The sequence below is a fragment of the Maricaulis sp. W15 genome, from assembly GCF_001924955.1.
Lineage (GTDB): Bacteria > Pseudomonadota > Alphaproteobacteria > Caulobacterales > Maricaulaceae > Maricaulis > Maricaulis maris.
The window spans coordinates 34,417-52,480 of sequence record NZ_LQXG01000005.1 but is presented as its reverse complement, the minus strand read 5'-3'; the positions used below and the strand labels follow the sequence as shown (position 1 = coordinate 52,480).

23 protein-coding genes are annotated in these 18,064 nt (G+C 63.3%); 13 read left to right on the top strand and 10 right to left on the bottom strand.

The window, feature by feature from the left end; all coding sequences use genetic code 11:
- Positions 1-196 (top strand): hypothetical protein (locus AWH62_RS17110; protein ID WP_233128255.1); only part of this gene is annotated, 196 nt, incomplete at its 5' end.
- Between the two features lie 123 nt (positions 197-319).
- Positions 320-538 (top strand): hypothetical protein, encoded by a 219-nt coding sequence (locus tag AWH62_RS04605; protein WP_075189313.1) that lies wholly within the window; start codon positions 320-322, stop codon positions 536-538.
- Here the strand turns inward: AWH62_RS04605 and AWH62_RS04600 are convergent.
- The gene (locus AWH62_RS04600; protein WP_075189312.1) at positions 523-951 is read right to left on the bottom strand and encodes a CBS domain-containing protein; all 429 of its coding nucleotides are present in this window, start codon (positions 949-951) and stop codon (positions 523-525) included. The two genes, AWH62_RS04605 and AWH62_RS04600, sit on opposite strands and share 16 nt — an antisense overlap.
- A 193-nt stretch (positions 952-1,144) precedes the next feature.
- Here AWH62_RS04600 and AWH62_RS04595 point away from each other — a divergent pair, with 193 nt between their 5' ends.
- Both AWH62_RS04595 and AWH62_RS04590 read left to right on the top strand, forming a co-directional pair.
- Positions 1,145-2,440: a DUF2157 domain-containing protein gene (locus AWH62_RS04595; protein ID WP_075189311.1), complete on the top strand. Its 1,296-nt coding sequence runs from the start codon at positions 1,145-1,147 to the stop codon at positions 2,438-2,440.
- A complete protein-coding gene (locus AWH62_RS04590) occupies positions 2,437-3,045 on the top strand; it encodes a GDYXXLXY domain-containing protein (protein ID WP_083635006.1) in 609 nt (202 codons plus the stop codon). The genes AWH62_RS04595 and AWH62_RS04590 overlap by 4 nt, the downstream gene beginning before the upstream one ends.
- On the opposite strand, the gene AWH62_RS04585 is transcribed toward AWH62_RS04590, so the two are convergent.
- On the bottom strand, positions 3,046-3,723 hold the full coding sequence (locus AWH62_RS04585) for a rhomboid family intramembrane serine protease (protein WP_075189309.1): 678 nt from the start codon (positions 3,721-3,723) through the stop codon (positions 3,046-3,048).
- A 156-nt stretch (positions 3,724-3,879) separates the two neighbouring features.
- Here AWH62_RS04585 and hfaA point away from each other — a divergent pair, with 156 nt between their 5' ends.
- The 3 genes from hfaA to hfaD are packed head-to-tail and all read left to right on the top strand — an operon-like array spanning position 3,880 to position 6,455.
- On the top strand, positions 3,880-4,311 hold the full coding sequence (gene hfaA, locus AWH62_RS04580; protein ID WP_075189308.1) for a holdfast anchoring protein HfaA: 432 nt from the start codon (positions 3,880-3,882) through the stop codon (positions 4,309-4,311).
- A complete protein-coding gene (gene hfaB, locus AWH62_RS04575) occupies positions 4,298-5,302 on the top strand; it encodes a holdfast anchoring protein HfaB (protein ID WP_075189307.1) in 1,005 nt (334 codons plus the stop codon). The genes hfaA and hfaB overlap by 14 nt, the downstream gene beginning before the upstream one ends.
- Positions 5,217-6,455, top strand: coding sequence for a holdfast anchor protein HfaD (gene hfaD, locus AWH62_RS04570; protein ID WP_158025561.1), 1,239 nt, complete (start codon positions 5,217-5,219; stop codon positions 6,453-6,455). The genes hfaB and hfaD overlap by 86 nt, the downstream gene beginning before the upstream one ends.
- 116 nt (positions 6,456-6,571) lie before the next feature.
- On the opposite strand, the gene AWH62_RS04565 is transcribed toward hfaD, so the two are convergent.
- Both AWH62_RS04565 and AWH62_RS04560 read right to left on the bottom strand, forming a co-directional pair.
- Positions 6,572-6,937 (bottom strand): hypothetical protein, encoded by a 366-nt coding sequence (locus AWH62_RS04565; RefSeq protein WP_075189305.1) that lies wholly within the window; start codon positions 6,935-6,937, stop codon positions 6,572-6,574.
- 78 nt (positions 6,938-7,015) lie between these two features.
- Complete coding sequence (locus tag AWH62_RS04560) at positions 7,016-7,348, bottom strand: helix-turn-helix transcriptional regulator (protein ID WP_075189322.1); 333 nt, start codon at positions 7,346-7,348, stop codon at positions 7,016-7,018.
- Between the two features lie 103 nt (positions 7,349-7,451).
- Here AWH62_RS04560 and AWH62_RS04555 point away from each other — a divergent pair, with 103 nt between their 5' ends.
- Entirely contained in the window at positions 7,452-8,870 is a 1,419-nt protein-coding gene (locus AWH62_RS04555; protein ID WP_075189304.1) for an alginate export family protein, read from the top strand.
- A 683-nt stretch (positions 8,871-9,553) separates the two neighbouring features.
- On the opposite strand, the gene AWH62_RS04550 is transcribed toward AWH62_RS04555, so the two are convergent.
- Entirely contained in the window at positions 9,554-10,456 is a 903-nt protein-coding gene (locus AWH62_RS04550; RefSeq protein ID WP_075189303.1) for a hypothetical protein, read from the bottom strand.
- Positions 10,457-10,662: 206 nt separating this feature from the next.
- Here AWH62_RS04550 and AWH62_RS04545 point away from each other — a divergent pair, with 206 nt between their 5' ends.
- From AWH62_RS04545 to AWH62_RS04535, 3 genes are all read left to right on the top strand, one after another.
- Positions 10,663-11,223 carry a PAS domain-containing protein gene (locus AWH62_RS04545; RefSeq protein WP_075189302.1) on the top strand — a complete coding sequence of 187 codons (561 nt, stop codon included), beginning with the start codon at positions 10,663-10,665 and terminating at the stop codon, positions 11,221-11,223.
- A gap of 59 nt (positions 11,224-11,282) precedes the next feature.
- Positions 11,283-11,906, top strand: a complete 624-nt coding sequence (locus AWH62_RS04540; protein WP_083635004.1) for a PilZ domain-containing protein — start codon at positions 11,283-11,285, stop codon at positions 11,904-11,906.
- 115 nt (positions 11,907-12,021) lie between these two features.
- Complete coding sequence (locus tag AWH62_RS04535) at positions 12,022-12,546, top strand: DUF4339 domain-containing protein (RefSeq protein ID WP_075189301.1); 525 nt, start codon at positions 12,022-12,024, stop codon at positions 12,544-12,546.
- Between the two features lie 24 nt (positions 12,547-12,570).
- Here the strand turns inward: AWH62_RS04535 and AWH62_RS04530 are convergent, their stop codons facing one another.
- Positions 12,571-13,101, bottom strand: coding sequence for a gamma carbonic anhydrase family protein (locus AWH62_RS04530; protein ID WP_075189300.1), 531 nt, complete (start codon positions 13,099-13,101; stop codon positions 12,571-12,573).
- 301 nt (positions 13,102-13,402) lie between these two features.
- Here AWH62_RS04530 and AWH62_RS04525 point away from each other — a divergent pair, with 301 nt between their 5' ends.
- Both AWH62_RS04525 and AWH62_RS04520 read left to right on the top strand, forming a co-directional pair.
- Positions 13,403-14,164 carry a PhoH family protein gene (locus AWH62_RS04525; protein WP_075189299.1) on the top strand — a complete coding sequence of 254 codons (762 nt, stop codon included), beginning with the start codon at positions 13,403-13,405 and terminating at the stop codon, positions 14,162-14,164.
- Between the two features lie 122 nt (positions 14,165-14,286).
- Positions 14,287-14,958, top strand: a complete 672-nt coding sequence (locus AWH62_RS04520; protein ID WP_075189298.1) for an exonuclease domain-containing protein — start codon at positions 14,287-14,289, stop codon at positions 14,956-14,958.
- Positions 14,959-14,972: 14 nt separating this feature from the next.
- Here the strand turns inward: AWH62_RS04520 and AWH62_RS04515 are convergent, their stop codons facing one another.
- From AWH62_RS04515 to AWH62_RS04500, 4 genes are read right to left on the bottom strand one after another with little or no spacing between them, the layout of a single operon-like run.
- The gene (locus AWH62_RS04515; protein ID WP_075189297.1) at positions 14,973-15,485 is read right to left on the bottom strand and encodes a hypothetical protein; all 513 of its coding nucleotides are present in this window, start codon (positions 15,483-15,485) and stop codon (positions 14,973-14,975) included.
- A complete protein-coding gene (locus AWH62_RS04510; protein WP_075189296.1) occupies positions 15,482-17,056 on the bottom strand; it encodes an ABC transporter permease/substrate-binding protein in 1,575 nt (524 codons plus the stop codon). Before AWH62_RS04510 ends, AWH62_RS04515 begins: the two co-directional genes overlap by 4 nt.
- Positions 17,053-17,832 carry an ATP-binding cassette domain-containing protein gene (locus AWH62_RS04505; RefSeq protein ID WP_075189295.1) on the bottom strand — a complete coding sequence of 260 codons (780 nt, stop codon included), beginning with the start codon at positions 17,830-17,832 and terminating at the stop codon, positions 17,053-17,055. The genes AWH62_RS04510 and AWH62_RS04505 overlap by 4 nt, the downstream gene beginning before the upstream one ends.
- Positions 17,829-18,053, bottom strand: a complete 225-nt coding sequence (locus tag AWH62_RS04500) for a DUF3126 family protein (protein WP_083635002.1) — start codon at positions 18,051-18,053, stop codon at positions 17,829-17,831. Before AWH62_RS04500 ends, AWH62_RS04505 begins: the two co-directional genes overlap by 4 nt.
- Positions 18,054-18,064 lie beyond the last annotated feature (11 nt).

Sequence of the window (18,064 nt, the reverse complement as noted above, 5' to 3'; positions counted from 1 at the left end):
AAACAACACAAACGCGCCGCCGAACCCGATAACCGAAGGACAATCAAATCGCCGCCCCGGCCAAGGAGGGCGGTGTTTAAGCCGCCCCAAGTTTGAAGTCAATCACGTTCTTCAGGGCCTTGCAGAAGCTTTTCAGTGGTCCGAAAACCGGCGAAAAATTCTCTGCCCGGAGCGTGTGTTTGACGCGCCGACCTGACTTAGAAAAACGACAAGACCTCGTATAATAAGCAAACGACGCTGAACCGCAAGAGGAAAACCGCTGCGGCAGCGCCGGTGTGAGCGGGGTTCTACAGGACGCCGCGCAGGACGCAACCCCCTGATGCGGATATTCCTGCAGTGCGCCGCGGAGCGTCCCGCCATCCCCCTGTCTGGCAAGGCATTCCGCCGTGTGCAGAATTTATTTTTCGCCATCGCCAAGGTCATGCCCGGGCCCGATCAAGGCCGGCTGGCTGGCCTGATGACCGCGCGAGCGGCCCTGCCCGGGCAGGCGCCTTGCCTGATTCCACAGACCGGCGGCGCGTGTCAGGAACGGATATAGGCCTGCAGGGCTGCGGTCTCGGCCTCCATGTCGGCAATCTTGGCCTTCACGACATCGCCGATCGAGATAATGCCCAGCAGCGCATCGCCATCAAAGATGGGAACATGCCGGACCCGGCGCTCGGTCATCAACACCATCAACTCGTTGAGTCCGGCATTGCGCCCGGCGGTGACAAAGGCCTGGGTCAATGCGTGGGCAACCGGCCGGTGCAGGCAGGCCGCGCCGTTGAGCGCCATCTCGCGGACAATGTCACGCTCGGACAGGACCGCGACCGGCCGGCCCTGCCCGTCTTCCACCAGCAAGGCCCCGATCGCGTGCGCGTCCAGCAATCGCGCCGCTTCCTCAAGGGTCGCCATTTCACCGATCGTGATCACGTCACGGCCCTTGCCTCTCAGTATCGCCTCAACAATCATTTTCCGCCCTCCCATCAGGATGAAGTTGCACGATACCACAAAACCGGCTGGCAAGCGCGCCCGCAAACGATCGCGCCGGACCAACGATGCGCTGATGTGAATCAAGCTTTCGTGGACAGCCGGTCCGGCCTCCGACACCTTCGTAAGGAAGAACCGGCTTGAGGAAGAGCCGGGACAGTCGGGAGCGCAAGTGATGGGTTACAGGCAACGCCTGACACGGGATCTCGACCGCTGGATCGCGGCCGGCCTGATCGAGACGGACAATCGCGACGCCATTCTCGACACGGTCGGGCCCCGGATCGCAGGAGCAACGGCGCTCGGCGCGTTGACCGTGCTCGGCGCGGTCCTGCTCGGCCTGTCAGCCTTGAGTTTTGTCGGCGCCAATTGGGAGGCCATCCCGCGCCTGGCGCGTTTCGGCGTTTTGTTGGCGGCGCTGTGGGCCAGCCTGCTGGGCAGCGGCCTGGCCTTCCAACGCCAGGCGCCCCGGCTTGGACATGCCCTTGCCGTACTCGGCCTGGCCCTGTTCGGCGCGGCGATCCTGTTGACCGCGCAGACCTTCAACATGACCGCCTTCCGCAATACCGCCGTGCTGATCTGGGCGGTGGCGGGCGGCGGGCTGGCCTGGCAGCTCGGGTCGCGTCCCGTCCTCATACTGGCGACCGGGCTTGGCGCCCTGTGGGCCGGGCTGGAAGCGGCCAATCCCTTCGTCGACGGGGCCATCTGGTTTTATTTGCCGGTGGCCACCGCCAGCGCCGTGCTCGCCACCCGGCTGCGCTCGACGGTGTCGATGCACCTGGTTGCGCTGGCGCTGGTGTTGTGGATCGCCCACGCCTTGTATCTTTGGCAGGCGGCCCATCCAACCGGACACCTGGCCCTGCAATCGGCCGCCACGCTGGTCTTCGGGACTGTCGCCCTTGCCGCCGCCAGCCTGCGCGACCGCAAGCTGGCCGGCGCTGGTGTCATCGCCGGCTGGATGACGGTGGTGACCCTGCTGGCCGCCTTCCTGGTCCAGATCCCGCTGGGCGGGCATGCGGCTGACCGCGAGCTTGTGACCGGCGCCTACGCGATGATCGCCGCCCCGGCCATGATCGCTATTGCCCTGCTGATCCTGTGGCGACGCCTGACCGGGGCCTTGCGCAATTGGGACGCGGCCAGCCTGGTTGCGGTCGGCCTCGCCATCGCCGCCCTGCCCCTGATTGCCGAGGCTGCGGACGGCTCCATCCTGCTGCGCATGGGCGTCGGCGCGCTGCTCTATGCCGCCTTCACCGCCCTGATCCTGATCGGCGAACGCCATAACAGCCTGATGGCGCGGGTTTGCGGTGTGTCAGGCTTTGTGCTGCAGACGCTCTACATCTATGCGCAGACCTTCGAGGGGCTTCTCGATACCGCGCTCTTCTTCTTTGTCGGTGGGCTGATCCTGTTTGCAGCCAGTTTCGCGCTGTGGCGGCTGCGACGGGGCAAGACCGACGCGACAGGCGGTGACGCATGAGCCGGCCCCGTCCAAATCCACCCCGCATCGGCCCCCTCACCCATGTCGTCCTGATGGCGATCGCCATGACGGTTTTTCTGGTCATCATGCTGGTGCGCCACGAACAGGCCCGCGCCAACAGTCCGGAACTGGTGATGGCGGTCGAGGGTTATGACCCGCGGGACATGCTGTTGGGCCACTACGCGCAGCTGCGCACACCGCTTCACGCGCTCGACCCCGACAGGCTCGATGGTGACAACGCGTTTGAAGCGGGCGTACCGATTTTCGTGACGCTGGAGATCGGCGAGGATGGGCTGGCCAGTCCGGTATCACTCCACCGGGACCATCCCGGCACCGGCCTGGTGGCGACGGGGTATGTTCGCCATGCCGGCGACCGCGTGCGCGCGCAGTTCAACATCGAGCGCTATTATGCCGGACGCCGCGAAGCGCTGGCGCTTGAAGACCGGTTGCGCGGTGTCAGAACTGATGGCGAGCCGGAAAACGGGCCGGAAAATGAGCCAGGGAACAGCCAAGTGCGCGTCATCCTCGCCGTGCCTGCATCCGGACATTTGCTGATCAAGGGTTTCGAGATCGACGGTGAACGGCGGATCGACCGGGTCTGGTGATCAGTCTTCGGTCTCGGCGAAGACGGCGATCACCAGGGGCGTCAGGATCATGCCGCCCAGCGTGCCGCCAATATGGCCAAGCCAGCTGATCGGGATCGGCATCAGATCGCCAACCAGCCCGATCACGATATTGATCGCGATCCACGGCAAGGCGAGCTGCGCCATGCCGCGCCAGCCGCCCCGGACCCAGCCGGCCGCCGCGATCAGGCCTGACACGGCCGTTGACGCACCGCCCATCTGCACAGGTGGGCCCTGGTGAAAAAAGGCTGCCGCTGCAGCGCCGGTCACAGCGCAGGCGAAAAACAGAAAGACGAAACCGGCAGACCCGAGCAGCCCCGAGCCAAGCCGTTCACCGACCGCCCGTCCGGCCCCGACCAGAACCGCGAGGTTTATCGCAATGTGGGCCAGGCCGAAATGGATATAGACGTGCAGCAGGAGCGGTGCGACGGGACCCAGGGGTTGCGCCGGCAAGCGGGCACCGCGCTCGGCCGCGATGAAGACACCGGCCTCGAACATCCCGCGCTGAAATTCTGGCAAAACCTGACCGGCGAGCGAGACGCCGACAATGCTGAGTGCGATCACAAGCACCGCCGGTGGCATGGCATTGAAGACCGGCGCCTTCGGCGGAGGCGCCGCATTCCACGCCCCCCCGGACTCGTCCCGCTGCGGCACACTCATCGTCCCGACTCCCGTATCCAAGTGGCCCATTCAGGCCATCATGCGTTCAAGGCGACACGATTCCCCCTGCAGGGGAACGCATTTAGGGCAACACCCCCTTTGGCATGCCCGTTGCAACCCGTGACACAGAATTCGCGTCTAAAAGGACATGACACAATGAACACGCGCAGCTTCACCACCCTCGCCGGTGCCGCTTTTGCCCTCGCAGCCCTCTCTGCTGCGGCCCAGGCTCAGCAGGTCCAGACGACGGCCGGTTGGGAGCAGCCCTATGGCGGTACATCGGCCCAGGCGAGCCAGCCCTGGTCGGGTGCCAGTGCCAGCGCCGGCGCCGCCGCGCGCTCGAGCGCCGGCAATCGCGTGATCATTGACGGAATCATCCAGACCGGTGTCGGGGTTTCCACCCGGACCGGCCTGTTTGGCAGTGGCGGCGTCGGCGCAAACGCCTCCGCTATCGGCAACCAGCTCAATGTCAATGTGAGCGGCCAATGGAACACGGTCATCGTGAATTCCACCCAAATCAATAATGGCGACATCAACGCCAGCGCAACGGCCCAAGGCGATGAGAGTACGGACAATGACCAAGACTAAGCTTTTGATGGCGACACTCGTCAGCGCGCTGGCGCTGACCGGTTGCGCCACCACGGCCCGCACTGGCGGCGCCGACGGCAATTATGCGACGCCGATTGGCGGCGCCCCTGTCACGGCCAACCCGACGCCCTATTCCGAGGCGTTGGTCTGCCTGGCCAATTACGCCCGCGAGCATAATCTGCAATCGCCGCGCATCGCCGTGGGCCGCTTGGCCGACTATACCGGCCGCGCCTCACTGGAAGGCGGCGCTGCCGTCACCCAGGGCGCGTCCCTGATGGCGATCTCGGCCTTTGCCAAGGCCGGTGTGCGCCTGGTGGAGCGTTTTGATACATCGGTGTCTGAGCTGGAACTGCGCTATGCCAACAATTCGCTGATCGGCGATAATGGCAGCCAGCGCCAGATCCTCGCGGCCTCGCTACCGGGCTCCGACTATCACCTGGTCGGCGGCATTACCGAGCTCAACTACAATATCCGCTCCTCCGGCATCGACGTGCTGGGCGGTGATCGCATCGACAGTGATCCGACCGGCGTCTTCAATCGTCGCATGTGGGTGATGAATATCGGCCTCGACCTGCGCCTCAACGAGACGCGCACGATGGAGACCGTCGATGTCATCTCCTACCAGAAGCAGATCATCGGCCGCGAAATCTCCGCCGGCGTCTTCGCCTTCTGGGATGATGCGGTGATCGACATTTCCGGTGGCGGACGTTCGCTCGAGCCGGTCCAGCTGGCCGTGCGCTCGGTGATCGAGCGCGCCGTCCTGGAAATCTCGGCACAAATGTACGGCGTCGATCCGGCCGCCGCCTGCCATTATGCCGATCCGATCGGCGGCAGCACGGGCGGCCACACCAATGTCACCGGCGGCGTCAACGCCGCCAACACTTACGGTCAACGGGAGACCTCCAATGTCCAAGCGCGCAGCAATGTTGATCGCGGGCATGAGCGCCGCGACGATCACGTGCGCACCTATCTTCGCGGACGATACGACTGAGATCCTCAACGGCCAGGTCAATCTGGACGCCGCGATCTCGGTCGTGACGGAAGGTGAGACCGACCAAGCCGATGCCGCCTCCATGTCTGCCATTGGCGCCGCCAATGCGCTGACCGTGGACGTTGTCGAGCGGCATGACATCCAGTCCGACCAGACCTTCTCCGGCGCGGTCGATGCCCGCGCGGAAACGCGTGCCACGATTATTGACGGCGCTGCCATCACCACCGCTTCGGCGATAGGCAATTCGGCCAGCGTGATCAATGACAATGGCATGGACGCGGCGATCAACCAGACGGCGCTGGACGGCTCGAGCGTCAATGCGACCGCGCGCCTGGAAGTCGGCAGCTATGCGATCTCCTCGGTCACCTCGGCGACAGCCTCGGCCAATGCCTTCCAAGGCACGACCTATGGCAGCGACACGTCGCTTGCCCTGCGCCAGGATAGCGGTGCCGATGTGACCGCCGACGGCTATGTCCTCGCCCCCGATGGCGGGCTGGGCTATGCGGCCACCGTGCTCGGTGCGGCGAATGGCAATTCGGCCCAGCTGGAAGGCTATCACAATGGCCCGTCGCAAGTCGTCGATGTCGACCAGGACAATCGCGGCTCTGTCACGGCCCGCGCCCGCACCGATGCCGGTGGAACGGCGCGCACGCAAACCGTGGTCTCCTCGGCGAACGGCAATTCGGTGTGGATACAGAATGAAAACGGCTATGCCCATATCCAGGGCGAGCAGGACAATGAGGGCGCGGTCACGGCCGAGTCGGAAATCCTGGTCGGCAATTTCGACGCCGACGTGCTGAGCGTGTCGGCCGAGGGTGTCGGCAATTCGGCGATCATTTCCAATATCGGCGCTGACGCTTTCATGGGCCTCGACCAGACCAATAATGGCGCCGTTATCGCGCGCGCCAATCTGGACGGTGATGCCGGCGGTTCGGCCCTGGTCTCGGCGACCGCCTTCGGCAATGCCGCGACGACCTATGTCTGTTCGGAATGCCCGGTCACGGCCTGGGGCAATACCAATCAGACCAATAATGCCGCGGTCAGTTCGGTCGTAACAGGCCGCATGAATGCCGGCGGCGTCCTCTCCGGCGCGGCCACCGCGATCGGCAATTCCGCCACCTATCAGACAGTGAACCCGTACACGGGCAACTGACGAGATCCCATAGCCTTGGGAAAACCTGGCCCCGGTCGCGTGTTGTGCGACCGGGGCTTTTTTCTGGCTTGAACGGCGGCCCGCCGATGATCCAGTCCGGTGATCCGATCCCGCGCTCAGTTGGCGATGAGTTCGAACGCCCCTTCGGCGGAGCCGTCGATGGTCGTGCTGCAACTCTCCTCATCGATGCCAGCATCGAACGGACAGGCAAACCCGTCTGTTTCGATGAAACGGATAATCAGCTCGCCACCATCCGGCACGTCATAGGTACACGCAGCACTCTGCGCGTCGTCCATACGGATGGAGTCATACGCCGAGGCTCGCGCCCGGGCGCGGCGGTTGGCGTTGCCATCAGTCGTCGTGATTGCGCATTCCATGGTGCCACGTCCGATGATCCGGATATTGATATCGGCCCCGGCAGGCTCGACGCTCGCACCAGCCTGCAGGGCCGCCAGAGCTGCGATAATTCCCGAAATTACCATTCATTCCTCCCATTGGTGATGGCGGGAATGAGTATGCCGATATCAGGAATTAGATTCAATGATTCATGTATAATTGAATCAACAGGGAGTCCGCAAATGCTTGCCCAGCGCATCACAGACCTCGGGATGCCCCTGGCAACAATCAGCGACCAGATAGCCGATCGTGTCCGACACGGCGGTCAGATTGATCCGGTAGATGCGTTGCCGTCCCGAGGGTTCGACATCCATCAGCCCGGCCTGGAGGAAGATGTTGAGGTGGGCGGACAGGTTGTTGCGCGATATTTCGACGGCATCAGCGATCTTGCTGGCCGGCATGCCCGCGGGTCCCGCCGACATCACCGTCCGGAACACGCGCAAACGGACATCATGCGCGAGGGTGGACAGCCGCGTCGCCGCGTCGTGGTCATTCATCATATTGTCACTTCAATTATTCTTGAATCATTGAACCGGGCACGCTAAGCGGCGAGCGCCTGTGGTGCAATCATCCAATCTTGCGTGAAAATCGGGAAGAGTCATGAAGCGTTTCTGCGTATCCAAGCGGCAAACCGGTCTGTTCACCGGCCCTGCCCGGCTGCTGGCGATCATTGCGGTCTTCACGGCGGGTGCTACCGGCGCACGGGCCCAGAACGACGCCTCAGCCGATTTCCAATTCGACGTCTCTGGCGAAACCCGCGCCCGTTATGAGAGCCTCGACGGGCAATTTCGCGCCGGTCGCGCCGGTTCCGACCAAGCCCTCTTCCTGCGCACCCTCCTGCATGCCCGCCTGACGACCCCGGTCGCGCGCTTCGGCATCGAGCTACAGGACAGCCGTGCCTATTTCGACGATAGCGGCACTCCGCTCAGCACCGGGACCGTCAATCCGCTCGACATCTTGCAGGCCTATGTCCGTGTCGATGCCCCATCCGTTTTTGCTGACGGGTCCGACGCCAACCTCACCCTGGGTCGGCAGACCGTCAGCATCGGTTCGAAACGCCAGATCGAACGCATCAGCTATGCCAATGTCATCAAGAGCCATACCGGCGCCTATTATACGGCGACCAGCGCGCGCGGCGACCGTTTCCACGCGCTGATGCTCGCCCCGGTGGCGCGGCACCCGGGCGACCGCGTCGCGATCGGCGACAATCAGATGTCCGGCGATGAAGAAGAGTGGAACCGCACCATCTGGGCCGTTCACTACCAGCGCCCCGACCTGATTCCGGATTTCTGGCCCGGCCTGTCCGGCGACCTGTTCGTCTACGGTTTGGAGGAGCGTGACACCGACGCCAGGCCGACACCGAACCGCCATTACGTCACGCCGGGCTTTCGCCTGCATCGCGCTCCGGCGACCGGCCGGCTCGATCTCGATCTTGAAGCCGCCTGGCGGTTCGGGCGTCGTCGCGCCAGCAGCGCTGCCACCGACACCACCAATCTGGATGTCAGTGCCGGCATGCTTTTCGCGGCGCTTGGCTACACATTCGAGCATGCTTGGAAGCCGCGCATGGCGCTGGAATATTATTGGGCCAGCGGCGATGAGGACCCGAATGACGGGCGCTTCGATCAGTATGAACGCCTGTTCGGTTCCCGCCGCACCGATCTCAACAATACCAGCCTGCATGGCCCCCTCACCCCGGCCAATCTGAGCGCGCCGGGTATCCGCCTCGAAGTCGCACCGGCCCCGGACTGGGACGGACGTCTCGCCTGGTCGGCCGCCTCGCTCGACAGCAATACCGACCGCTGGGTCATTGCCAATCTGCGCGACGAAACAGGCCAATCCGGCAGCTTTGTCGGCCACACGCTGGACGGTCGCGTCCGCTATCACGGCCTCGCCGAAGGTCTGGAACTGGAAGTCGGCGCCTCCCTCCTCCTGCCCGGCGAGTTCGCCGACAACGCACCGGGAAGCCCCGCCCCCGACCGGACATTATTCGGCTACGCCCAAGCGACCTTCGCGTTCTGAGACAGGCCAAGGCCGAACGAGGCGGCATTCCCTCGCTCCGCTCGCGCCCCCTTCGACCTCTGCTTCGCTGCGCGAAGCTGAGCCCACTTCCCCCGCAAGCGGGGGCAGAAAGACGCAGTTTATCCGCGCCCTGCACCACTTTCCTTCTCCTTGGGGAGAAGGTGCGCGTAGCGCGGATGAGGGGGAATCCTCCTGCGATCACCGGGACTTACCCTCACCCTACCCCTCTCCCAAGGGAGAGGGAAAGCGCCCCCCGCAAAAAATACAGCATACTTATCCTCCCCCTCCACAGCAGGCGATAATGCCCTTGGTTTTCGGGACGGGAGGCGCGAGCTCAGTCACTTGTGCCCGGAAACGTGCGGAGCCTGTCCGCGCATTGGATGTGACAGTCCGAAGCTCCGGCAGGGCGTGCGACCAGGTCGCGGGGCACTAAACGACCGACCCCATCTACCTGACGCATTGGAATCGGGGTGGAGACACCCGGGAAAACTCCGCGAACGGGATGTCGGCGATGTCACGTTATAAAATCAACCGGTTATCGGCATTGGCCGACATCCCGTTCCCTCCCATCCAAAACACCAGGCGATCCCGCTGTGGCGATCCTGGCGCTTGTGGGATGAAAAAATGCCCCGACCTGAAACAGGCCGGGGCAGTCAGTGGATGATGATTTCAACGCGTCGGGCTCAGCGATAACCGCCGACGCCACCGTCCAGCATGAGGGTCATCGAGACGGTTTGGCGACGTTCGCGCTCGACTTCGCGGCGGACGCGCTCGGTATAGTGCTCCTCACGGCGCATGAAGATCATTTTCACGCCGGGGCCATGCATGCGAAGAAGCGAACGCTCATTGCAATTGCGGCGCGGGATCTGGGTCTCGCAACGCAGATTGCCGCCGGCCGAATGGCGCAGGGCCTCGCCCTTGCGGCACATGATGGTCGGCGCATCGTCCCAGTCATAGACACCGTCAATGACCCAGCCGATCGTGGTCTGCATCGCCGTGCCGGCCATGCAGCGAAAGATTTCACCGTCGAAAGTTGTGCCGACACGATCCTCGGCATCGACGCGGGAGGCCGGATGCGGCGTGCCGTTATCGTCGACGCAGACGGCGCGCACGACGCGCCATTCCTCGACCCAGCGGGTCCGCTCTTCCTCGTAATACTCGTACTCGGACTCTTCCTCGACGCCGACCACATTGAGGCCGGTGATCGCGGTCGCCGCTGGCGCGGTCGTCATCGGCGTGTAGGAGCCACCACCGATGAAGGTCACCGCACCGGCGCCGGCCCCGGCGCTCGCGCCGGCATTGGCGTTGGCCGAGGCGTTGACATTGACATTGGTGTTCACATTGACCCGGGTCGAGACATTCACGCCGACATTGATATTGCCGCCATGGATATTGATGTTCGGGACATTGACCGTGTGGCCACCGCCATGCGTGCAGCACGATGGCGGTGGGGGCGGCGGCGTACAGCATGAGCCGCCACCACCTCCTTCGCCGCCGCCACCTCCACCGGCCGAAGCCGGGGCGGCAAACAGGGCGAACGCAGCGGTCGCTGGGATCAGAAAAGCGTGCCGGGCTGAAACGCGCATGGTCGTGCTCCTTACGTATTGCCCCTGTCCTTGCAAGGGCAGGGCCATGTTGACGTCCCGCCCGGCAACACCGGTTTCGCCCGGTTGATGAGTGCCGCGCACGACCATTCCCGCGTGAGGCGTATGGCCCCGTTCTTGAAGCGGGACAGGCGTGAACAACGGCCAGTGTGCCGCGGTCAGCCGAAATGAAACGAGTGGAGACGTCCATGCGCCATGCGCAATCGAAAGCCCTGCATGCCTATTGGCAGACCCGACGCCAGGGCGGCGCCGCGCCGCATCGTGCCGATATCGAACCGCAGGACATCGCGCGGCTGCTCGGTCATGTCTTCATTCTGTGGCGTGCCGATCCGCAACACCATATTTTCCGCCTTGCCGGCACCCATTTGTGCGACCTCTATCAGCGTGAATTCCGCGACCAGAACTTTCTGTCACTGTGGCGCGGTCATGACCGCACCCATGTCCAGGCGGTGCTGGAAGCATCGATCACCGGCTGCGCGCCGGCCTCACTGATCGCCCGTGCCTCCAGTCTCGACATGCACCAGCTGCCGGTGGAGATATCCTTCCTGCCGCTACGTGGCCCGTCTGGCACGATCGACCGCACACTCGGCCTGTTCCAGCCACTCGATACGACCGACGCCTTCAAGGGGCGCCCGGTGGTCCGGACCAGCCTGCGGGAAATCCACCCGCCGGCCATTCCGGGGCATATTTTTCCCGGACTGGCTGTCGACAACGGGGCACGGATGCAAAAGGTCGCAAACGATCAGTGATCGCAAAACCTTTTTAACGCCTTTGCGCCTAGGGTGACGGCTCGCAGGAGGTCATTGCGATGCATGACGAACCCGGCCGGCTCGACCGACGCAAAATCAAGATCGCCGCTCGCGGTGCCCAGGAGCGTCGTCGTCACGCCCGGGTCCCGCTGCAGCTGCATGGCCGTTTCTGGTCAGAAGCCAATGGCGAACACGCCTGCCGCCTGATCGACATCTCGCCCGGCGGCGCGCGCATCGTTGCCCGCCTGCGCATGCCCCCAGAAACACGGATCGTCCTGATGATCGCCTCGATCGGTCGCATCGAAGGCGAGATCGTTCGCCAGGACGGCGAAGAAATCTCAATCCGGTTCAACGCCCCGCTGCGCAAGCGCGACAAGCTCGCCGACGCCATCACCTGGCGTTTCAACAAGGACCGCCTGGGCCTGGACGAAGACCGTACCGCACCGCGCAAGCCCGGACGTGGTCGCGCCAAGATCTTGTTGGCGGACGGGGTGATCATCCAGGCCAATGTGGTCGACGTCTCGGTCACCGGCGCAGCGTTCGAGTGCCTTGAGCGTCCGCGCGTTGGCGAAACCCTGCGTGTCGGTGAGATGTCAGGACGTGTGGCCCGCATTCTGGACAATGGGTTCGCGGTCGTGTTCGATCCGCCTGAGGCCGCAGCATCGGGCCACGAAGCAGCTTAAACGAGTCGCAGATCGATATTTTCTTCGCCTTTCCGGGGATTTCCTCAAATGCGGCCCGATTCTTGCCGTATCCGGGTGATAGGCGGTACGTAACAAAGTGCAAAAGAGATCCGAAATGCCTCGCGATGACGGAATCGCAATGTCCTGGTTTGTGAAAGTCGAGGGTCGTGTTTACGGCCCCTATACCCCCCAGCAAATGCGCGCCTTCGTCGGTGAAGGGCGGATTGCGGCGCATTCCCAGGTCTGCCCCGAACGTGACGGCCTGTGGCAACAGGCGTCAGATATCGATGATTTCCGCGAATGGCTCGGCGAATCAAAGACGTCTCCGGAACCGGAGAAACGCGTGACACCGGGCGCCCGGCCCGCCAATTTCGTCGTCATTGCCGAAATCCAGTCCGAGAATGGGGCTGAGTTCCGCAACGCGCTGAAAGCCTATGGCGATATCGAATCGATCACCGGCAATGTCTGGCTGCTGCGCGGCCCGACGACGTCAGCGGTGCTGCGCAATGAGCTGAGTCACATTTTGGGACGCGAAGACAAGCTTCTGGTGATCGACGCTTCGCATGATCGCGCCGCCTGGTTCAATCTGGGACGCGATGCCGACCAGAATATCCGCGAACTGTGGAGCCGCGCCCACTAGGGCGCCACTCCACCTCGCGAGAGATCAATCAATCCGGCGCAGTTGCGTTTTGTGCTTTTTCCAGTTGGCGACGTAGTGGTCGGCCGAGGCGGCAAGCAGTTCGGCCATTTCCGGCCCCAGCGTCTTCTTGACGCGGCCGGGCGAACCGACCACCAGTGAATTGTCCGGAATTTCCTTGCCTTCCGTGATCAGCGCATGGGCGCCGATAACGCAGTTGCGGCCGATTTTGGCGCCGTTGAGGATCGTCGAGCCAATCCCGATCAGACAGCCATCACCAATGGTGCAACCATGCAGCATGGCCTGGTGACCGATCGTGACTCCCTTGCCGATGGTCAGCGGTATGCCCTCATCGGTATGCAAGACTGCGCCGTCCTGGACATTGGAATTCTCACCGAGCGTGATCGGATCATTGTCGCCGCGGATAACGGCGCCATACCAGACACTCGCGCCCGGCTTGAGGACCACCCGTCCCATCACCTGTGCGCTTTCGGCGACCCAGTAACTGTCCGCATCCGGCAAGGTCGGGCTCGAATCGCCCAATGCATAGATCGCCATTTCCGTCTCCCAATTTCTTTTGCGTGAAATATTCGCGACACGCTCGTTCAGAACTTCTTCACCGGGTTACACTGATACTGTAACCGCGATTCGAGACCAGCCCATTCGGTCCTGCATCGTTGTCGGCAACTCCAAGGGAGGCACCGGGTAGACGGTATGACCAGTCTGCGACCCAGCCCGCCAGGATCGTCCGGATCATCCGGATCCCTGCCCTTCGAGTCCTTCGAATCATTTCCGTTGCAAAGTGTCTTCGCCCCTCGCCTTCCGGCCGAGGGGTTTTTCATGTGTGGAGGTTCCAGCCATGGGTAAGCGTATCGTCAAGCGTCGCCAACGCGCCGAGTTCAATACATCGCATTACGAAACCGAGGAGACGAAGGTCCGCGCCCTCTTCCCCGGCACCAATTGGTCTCCGGACGCCAAGGACCCGATGCGGGACCAGCGCTTCATCAAGAATGTCAAACCCCGCTCCGACGGGCAGGCGACGCTGATGAAATCAATCGATGATCACAATCTCGTCCTCGCCCTCGGACCCGCCGGCACCGGCAAGACCTTTCTCGCCGTCGCCAAGGGTGTCGAAGCCCTAGAAGCCGGGTCGGTCAGCCGTATCGTCTTGTCGCGTCCCGCGGTCGAAGCCGGCGAATCCATCGGCTTCCTGCCCGGCGCCATGGAAGAAAAACTCGCGCCTTATCTGCGACCGCTCTACGACGCCCTCGCGGACCGTCTCAGCCCGAAAAAACTCAAGGCGATGATGGCGGAAGGCCTGATCGAGATCGCCCCGATCGGCTATATGCGCGGCCGGACGCTGAACAATGCTTTCGTGGTCGTCGACGAAGCCCAGAACTGCACCTACGGCCAGCTCAAAATGCTGCTGACCCGCTTGGGCTGGAACTCGACCATGGTGGTCACCGGAGACCCGGCCCAGACTGACCTTCTGCCGGAAATGTCGGGCCTCGCCCAGATCGCCGACAAGATGGAAGAACTCGAAGACATCGCCGTCTGCCGACTGGCTGCCGAGGATATTGTCCGCCATCCACTGGTGGCGACGATGTTGACCGTGCTCTAGCCCGGCACGGCCCGGAAACGAAAGCGGCGCGGCCCATGGGTCGCGCCGTTTCTCGTGCGCCCGACATGTCGGCGTCGCACAGCACGTCTACACAGGGCCCAGATCAATCGAGGTGTTTTCTCATGTTTCGCATCACGCTCGCCGCGCTCCTTGTGCTCTTCACGATTGTCCCAGCCACCACAGCCCAAGGCCTCTACCCGCCGCACGCCCATCCTGACGAATGGGGTTTGGCCATTGTTGATGTCGAGACGACCGGGCTGGAACCCGGCACGCATGAGATGATCGATATCGGCGCGATCTACACCGATCTTGATGGCCGGGAACTCGGCCGCTTCTTTGTCCGCATTCATCCTGACCACCCCGAACGGGCCTCGGCCCTTGTCCGTGGCATGAACGGTTTCGACGAAACCCGCTGGACCGAGTTGGGCGCCCTGAGCGAAGCCGACGCGGTTGCGGCCTTCCTCGATTTCCATGACAGCACGCGCGGAGATCGGACCATGCTCTTTACCGCCTACAACGCCTATTTCGACCGCAATTTTCTCGACGCACTCCTGCGCCAGCATGGCTCGAGCTTTCGCGAGCATTTCACCTACTTCCTGCTCGACATACCGTCACTGGCTTGGGGAGCGGGCATCCCGGACATGATGAATGGCGACGTTGCTGCTGAACTGGGCTTGGAAGCGGAAACCAGTAATCCGCTGGACCATACCGGCCTGTCCGGCGCGGAATGGAATCTCGCCGTGCTGCACGCCATTCAGGGTCGCTCGCATGAGACCGGCTCAACCGGGCAATAGCCTCACGCAACGCTTCAGTGCAGCGTCACGGCGCGGGCATGACCGGGTTGCTTGCGGTAGCGCACCAATATCCGCAAGGTCAGCGGGTGCCGTGCTTCCGGGTCAAGCCCGAGCTTGATCATTTCCGCCCGGGCCCGTTCGCGAAGCCGCCTGGCACGCAGATACTGGATCGCGACAAAACCACCAATCAACAGGTAGGCGAGGTATTCTGCGACGCCGTACCAATCCGGCAGGAAAAGCCATACACACAAGGCTGCGATCGCGGCCAGGATGATGTCGAGCGGCCAGTTCTCCGACGGGTCGAAGAAGGCCAGGACCGGGAAGATCGAGCGATCAATATCGCCTTCCGGATCGATAATCTCCAGAAGCCGCTCGACCTCCGCCGACTGCGTTGCCCAGACCCGATTGAGATGGGTCATTTCGGTATAGGGTTCGGCGCCAGCCGGCAGCTCGCGATTGAGGTATAGGCAGGCGCGCATCAACCACTCGCCGTCCTGCAGGCGTCCGGCGCCGGCAAATCCCGTCATTGTGTTGTTTCTCCCGCCGCGATCCGATCCGCCAGCCAACTGGCCGCCTGGGCCGGGGTCTGACGATCAAGATCAACAAGCCGATTGGCCTCACGCATCGCGTCATCGTCAATCGATCCGATCAGCGAGGCCAGTATCCCGACCAGCGCCGGATTCGCGGCCGCCTCCGGCGACAACAGGATCACGGCGTCATAGGGCGGCAATACCGAGCGGGGATCATCAAGGACGATCAGGTCAAACGCGGCGATCCGCCCGTCGGTCGTATAGGCCGAAATCATGTCGACCTGCCCGTCCCGCACCGCGCCATACATGAAGGCGGCATCCATCGCCCGGGTCTGCATGCCGCCGAGACCGTAGGTGTCACGCGTCATCACCCATTCCGGGCGCGAAAAGACTTCTGCGTCACCTCCGACCGTCAGCCCATTTGATACCGGTCCAAGATCGGCGAGACTGCCCACACCCAGCGCCTCAGCCCGGTCACGCGCCATTGCGAAACCATAGGCATTCTCGAACCCCAGACTGCCAAGCGCCAGGACGCCGTGTTCGGCCCACAGCCAGCCTGTCATCTCTGCCAGCATGGCGTGTCGGTTGACCGGTTCGGGACGGTTCATCACGGTCGCCCAGATCGTGCCGCTATAGTCGATATAAACATCAATCTCGCCGGTCCGCAGGGCATCAAAGGCAATGGTCGATCCCAGATTGTCACGCCGGTCTACACGCGCACCGGCGGTCGACAGCCGCGCATCAAGCAAGGCAGCAAGAATGTATTGCTCGGTGAACGCTTTCGCCCCGACGATGATGGTTTCATCATCAAGCCGGTCAGTGCCGACCCGGACCGGTTCGCCGGTGCCGCCCGCCACAATCCGGTCGAAACTGACAAAGCGCGGCGCCACCGACGCTGTCAGCAATACCGCCAGCGCGATCCCAACCGCGCCAGCCAAGCCGCGGCGCCGCTCCCGGGCGGCGACTTCGAGCAGGCGGATCATCTGGTCGAGTACAATGGCCAGGCCGGCGGCGAACAGGCAGCCGAAGAGCACTGACAGCCAGTTTCGGGTCTGCAGCCCGGCGAAAATATAATTGCCCAGGCTTGACGCTCCGACCGGGGTCGCCAGGGTCGCCGCACCGACCACCCAGACCACGGCGGTTCGCAGGCCGGCGACGATCACCGGCAGCGCCAGCGGAAGCTCGACGCGCCAAAGCTGTTCGCGCGGCGTCATGCCGATCCCGCGTGCGGCATCACGCACCACCGGGTCGATGCCCTGCAGGCCGACAATCGTGTTTCGAAGAATGGGCAGGATGGAATAGAGCATCAGCGCCAAAAAGGCTGGCGCATAGCCAATCGTCCCGCCCAGGAGCGGTACCATCAGGGCCAGGAGCGCCAGGCCGGGGATGGTCTGGATGACACTGGCAAGATTGAGCACGGTACCGGCGAGGCGCGGCCGCGAGGCCGCACCTATGCCGACCGGCAGGCTGATGATCAGCCCGACCAGGATGGCGGCCAGCGACAGCAAGACATGACCGGCGAGCAGGTCTGGCAATTCCGCCCAGCGTTCGGCCAGATTGGCGTTCATTGCGCCAGCTCCGCGATCGCCCGGACCTGGCGTCGGGGCGTTTCCAGCAGACCGGAGACATAGGCATCCGCCGGCCGCGCCATCAGTTCGCGCGGCGTGCCCTGCTGGACGATCCGGCCAGCCCGCATCACGGCCACTTCGTGCGCCATGACCAAAGCTTCAGCCATGTCGTGGGTGACCATCACCGCCGCAAAGCCGAGATCGGCCTGAAGTTGACGGAAATCCTGCTGCAGACCGTCGCGCGTGATCGGGTCGAGCGCGCTGAAGGGTTCGTCCATCAGGACCAATTCCGGCTCGCCCGCCAGGGCGCGGGCGAAACCGACCCGTTGGCGCTGCCCACCGGAAAGTTCGTCCGGCATCCGCTCACCGAATTCGCCAGGATCAAGGCGGACCAGATCAAGCATTTCGCGAACCCGCAATTCGACCCGCGCTGCGTCCTGACCGGCCAGCTGCGGGATGAGACCGACATTGCGACGAACGCTCATATGCGGGAAAAGCCCGTCGCCCTGCATCACCCAGCCGATCCGCCGCCGCAGCGCAACCGGATCCAGACCGGCAATGTCCTCCCCCCCAAACAGAATCGAACCGCCTGAAGAATTCTCCAGGCGGTTGATCATTTTCAGCAGGCTGGTCTTGCCACATCCGGACGCGCCAGCGAGGACCAGAAGCCGCCCACGGGCGACCGAAAACGACACGCCGCTGACCGCCTCGACACCGCCGGCATACGTCTTTCGGACGTCGCGGACATCAAGAAGGGTTGGCGTGTCTTCGCTCAAAGATCTTCCAGGTCGATATCCAGGATGGTGATCTCGAACGAGTAGGACATTTCGCCCTCATCGATGATCTTGGACACCACGCCCAGGCACTCATCGCCAATATGGATCTCGGCGCACTCGTCCGGGCGGTTGCGGCACTGCACGACCAGCTCCGGGTTGAGTTTGGACTGCAGGAACATCTGGAGCTTGGCAGCCTCCAGCTGGGTCATGTTCTTGTTCACGGGATATCTCT

Coding starts and splice junctions, on each gene's coding strand:
- AWH62_RS04550 (WP_075189303.1), bottom strand. CDS start 10,456: ATGCGCGTTTCAGCCCGGCACGCTTTTCTGATCCCAGCGACCGCTGCG.
- AWH62_RS04595 (WP_075189311.1), top strand. CDS start 1,145: ATGGGTTACAGGCAACGCCTGACACGGGATCTCGACCGCTGGATCGCG.
- AWH62_RS04540 (WP_083635004.1), top strand. CDS start 11,283: ATGCATGACGAACCCGGCCGGCTCGACCGACGCAAAATCAAGATCGCC.
- AWH62_RS04555 (WP_075189304.1), top strand. CDS start 7,452: ATGAAGCGTTTCTGCGTATCCAAGCGGCAAACCGGTCTGTTCACCGGC.
- AWH62_RS04560 (WP_075189322.1), bottom strand. CDS start 7,348: ATGAATGACCACGACGCGGCGACGCGGCTGTCCACCCTCGCGCATGAT.
- hfaB (WP_075189307.1), top strand. CDS start 4,298: ATGACCAAGACTAAGCTTTTGATGGCGACACTCGTCAGCGCGCTGGCG.
- AWH62_RS04510 (WP_075189296.1), bottom strand. CDS start 17,056: ATGAACGCCAATCTGGCCGAACGCTGGGCGGAATTGCCAGACCTGCTC.
- AWH62_RS04530 (WP_075189300.1), bottom strand. CDS start 13,101: ATGGCGATCTATGCATTGGGCGATTCGAGCCCGACCTTGCCGGATGCG.
- AWH62_RS04520 (WP_075189298.1), top strand. CDS start 14,287: ATGTTTCGCATCACGCTCGCCGCGCTCCTTGTGCTCTTCACGATTGTC.
- AWH62_RS04525 (WP_075189299.1), top strand. CDS start 13,403: ATGGGTAAGCGTATCGTCAAGCGTCGCCAACGCGCCGAGTTCAATACA.
- AWH62_RS04605 (WP_075189313.1), top strand. CDS start 320: ATGCGGATATTCCTGCAGTGCGCCGCGGAGCGTCCCGCCATCCCCCTG.
- AWH62_RS04545 (WP_075189302.1), top strand. CDS start 10,663: ATGCGCCATGCGCAATCGAAAGCCCTGCATGCCTATTGGCAGACCCGA.
- AWH62_RS04600 (WP_075189312.1), bottom strand. CDS start 951: ATGATTGTTGAGGCGATACTGAGAGGCAAGGGCCGTGACGTGATCACG.
- AWH62_RS04590 (WP_083635006.1), top strand. CDS start 2,437: ATGAGCCGGCCCCGTCCAAATCCACCCCGCATCGGCCCCCTCACCCAT.
- AWH62_RS04565 (WP_075189305.1), bottom strand. CDS start 6,937: ATGGTAATTTCGGGAATTATCGCAGCTCTGGCGGCCCTGCAGGCTGGT.
- hfaA (WP_075189308.1), top strand. CDS start 3,880: ATGAACACGCGCAGCTTCACCACCCTCGCCGGTGCCGCTTTTGCCCTC.
- AWH62_RS04585 (WP_075189309.1), bottom strand. CDS start 3,723: ATGAGTGTGCCGCAGCGGGACGAGTCCGGGGGGGCGTGGAATGCGGCG.
- AWH62_RS04515 (WP_075189297.1), bottom strand. CDS start 15,485: ATGACGGGATTTGCCGGCGCCGGACGCCTGCAGGACGGCGAGTGGTTG.
- hfaD (WP_158025561.1), top strand. CDS start 5,217: ATGTCCAAGCGCGCAGCAATGTTGATCGCGGGCATGAGCGCCGCGACG.
- AWH62_RS04535 (WP_075189301.1), top strand. CDS start 12,022: ATGCCTCGCGATGACGGAATCGCAATGTCCTGGTTTGTGAAAGTCGAG.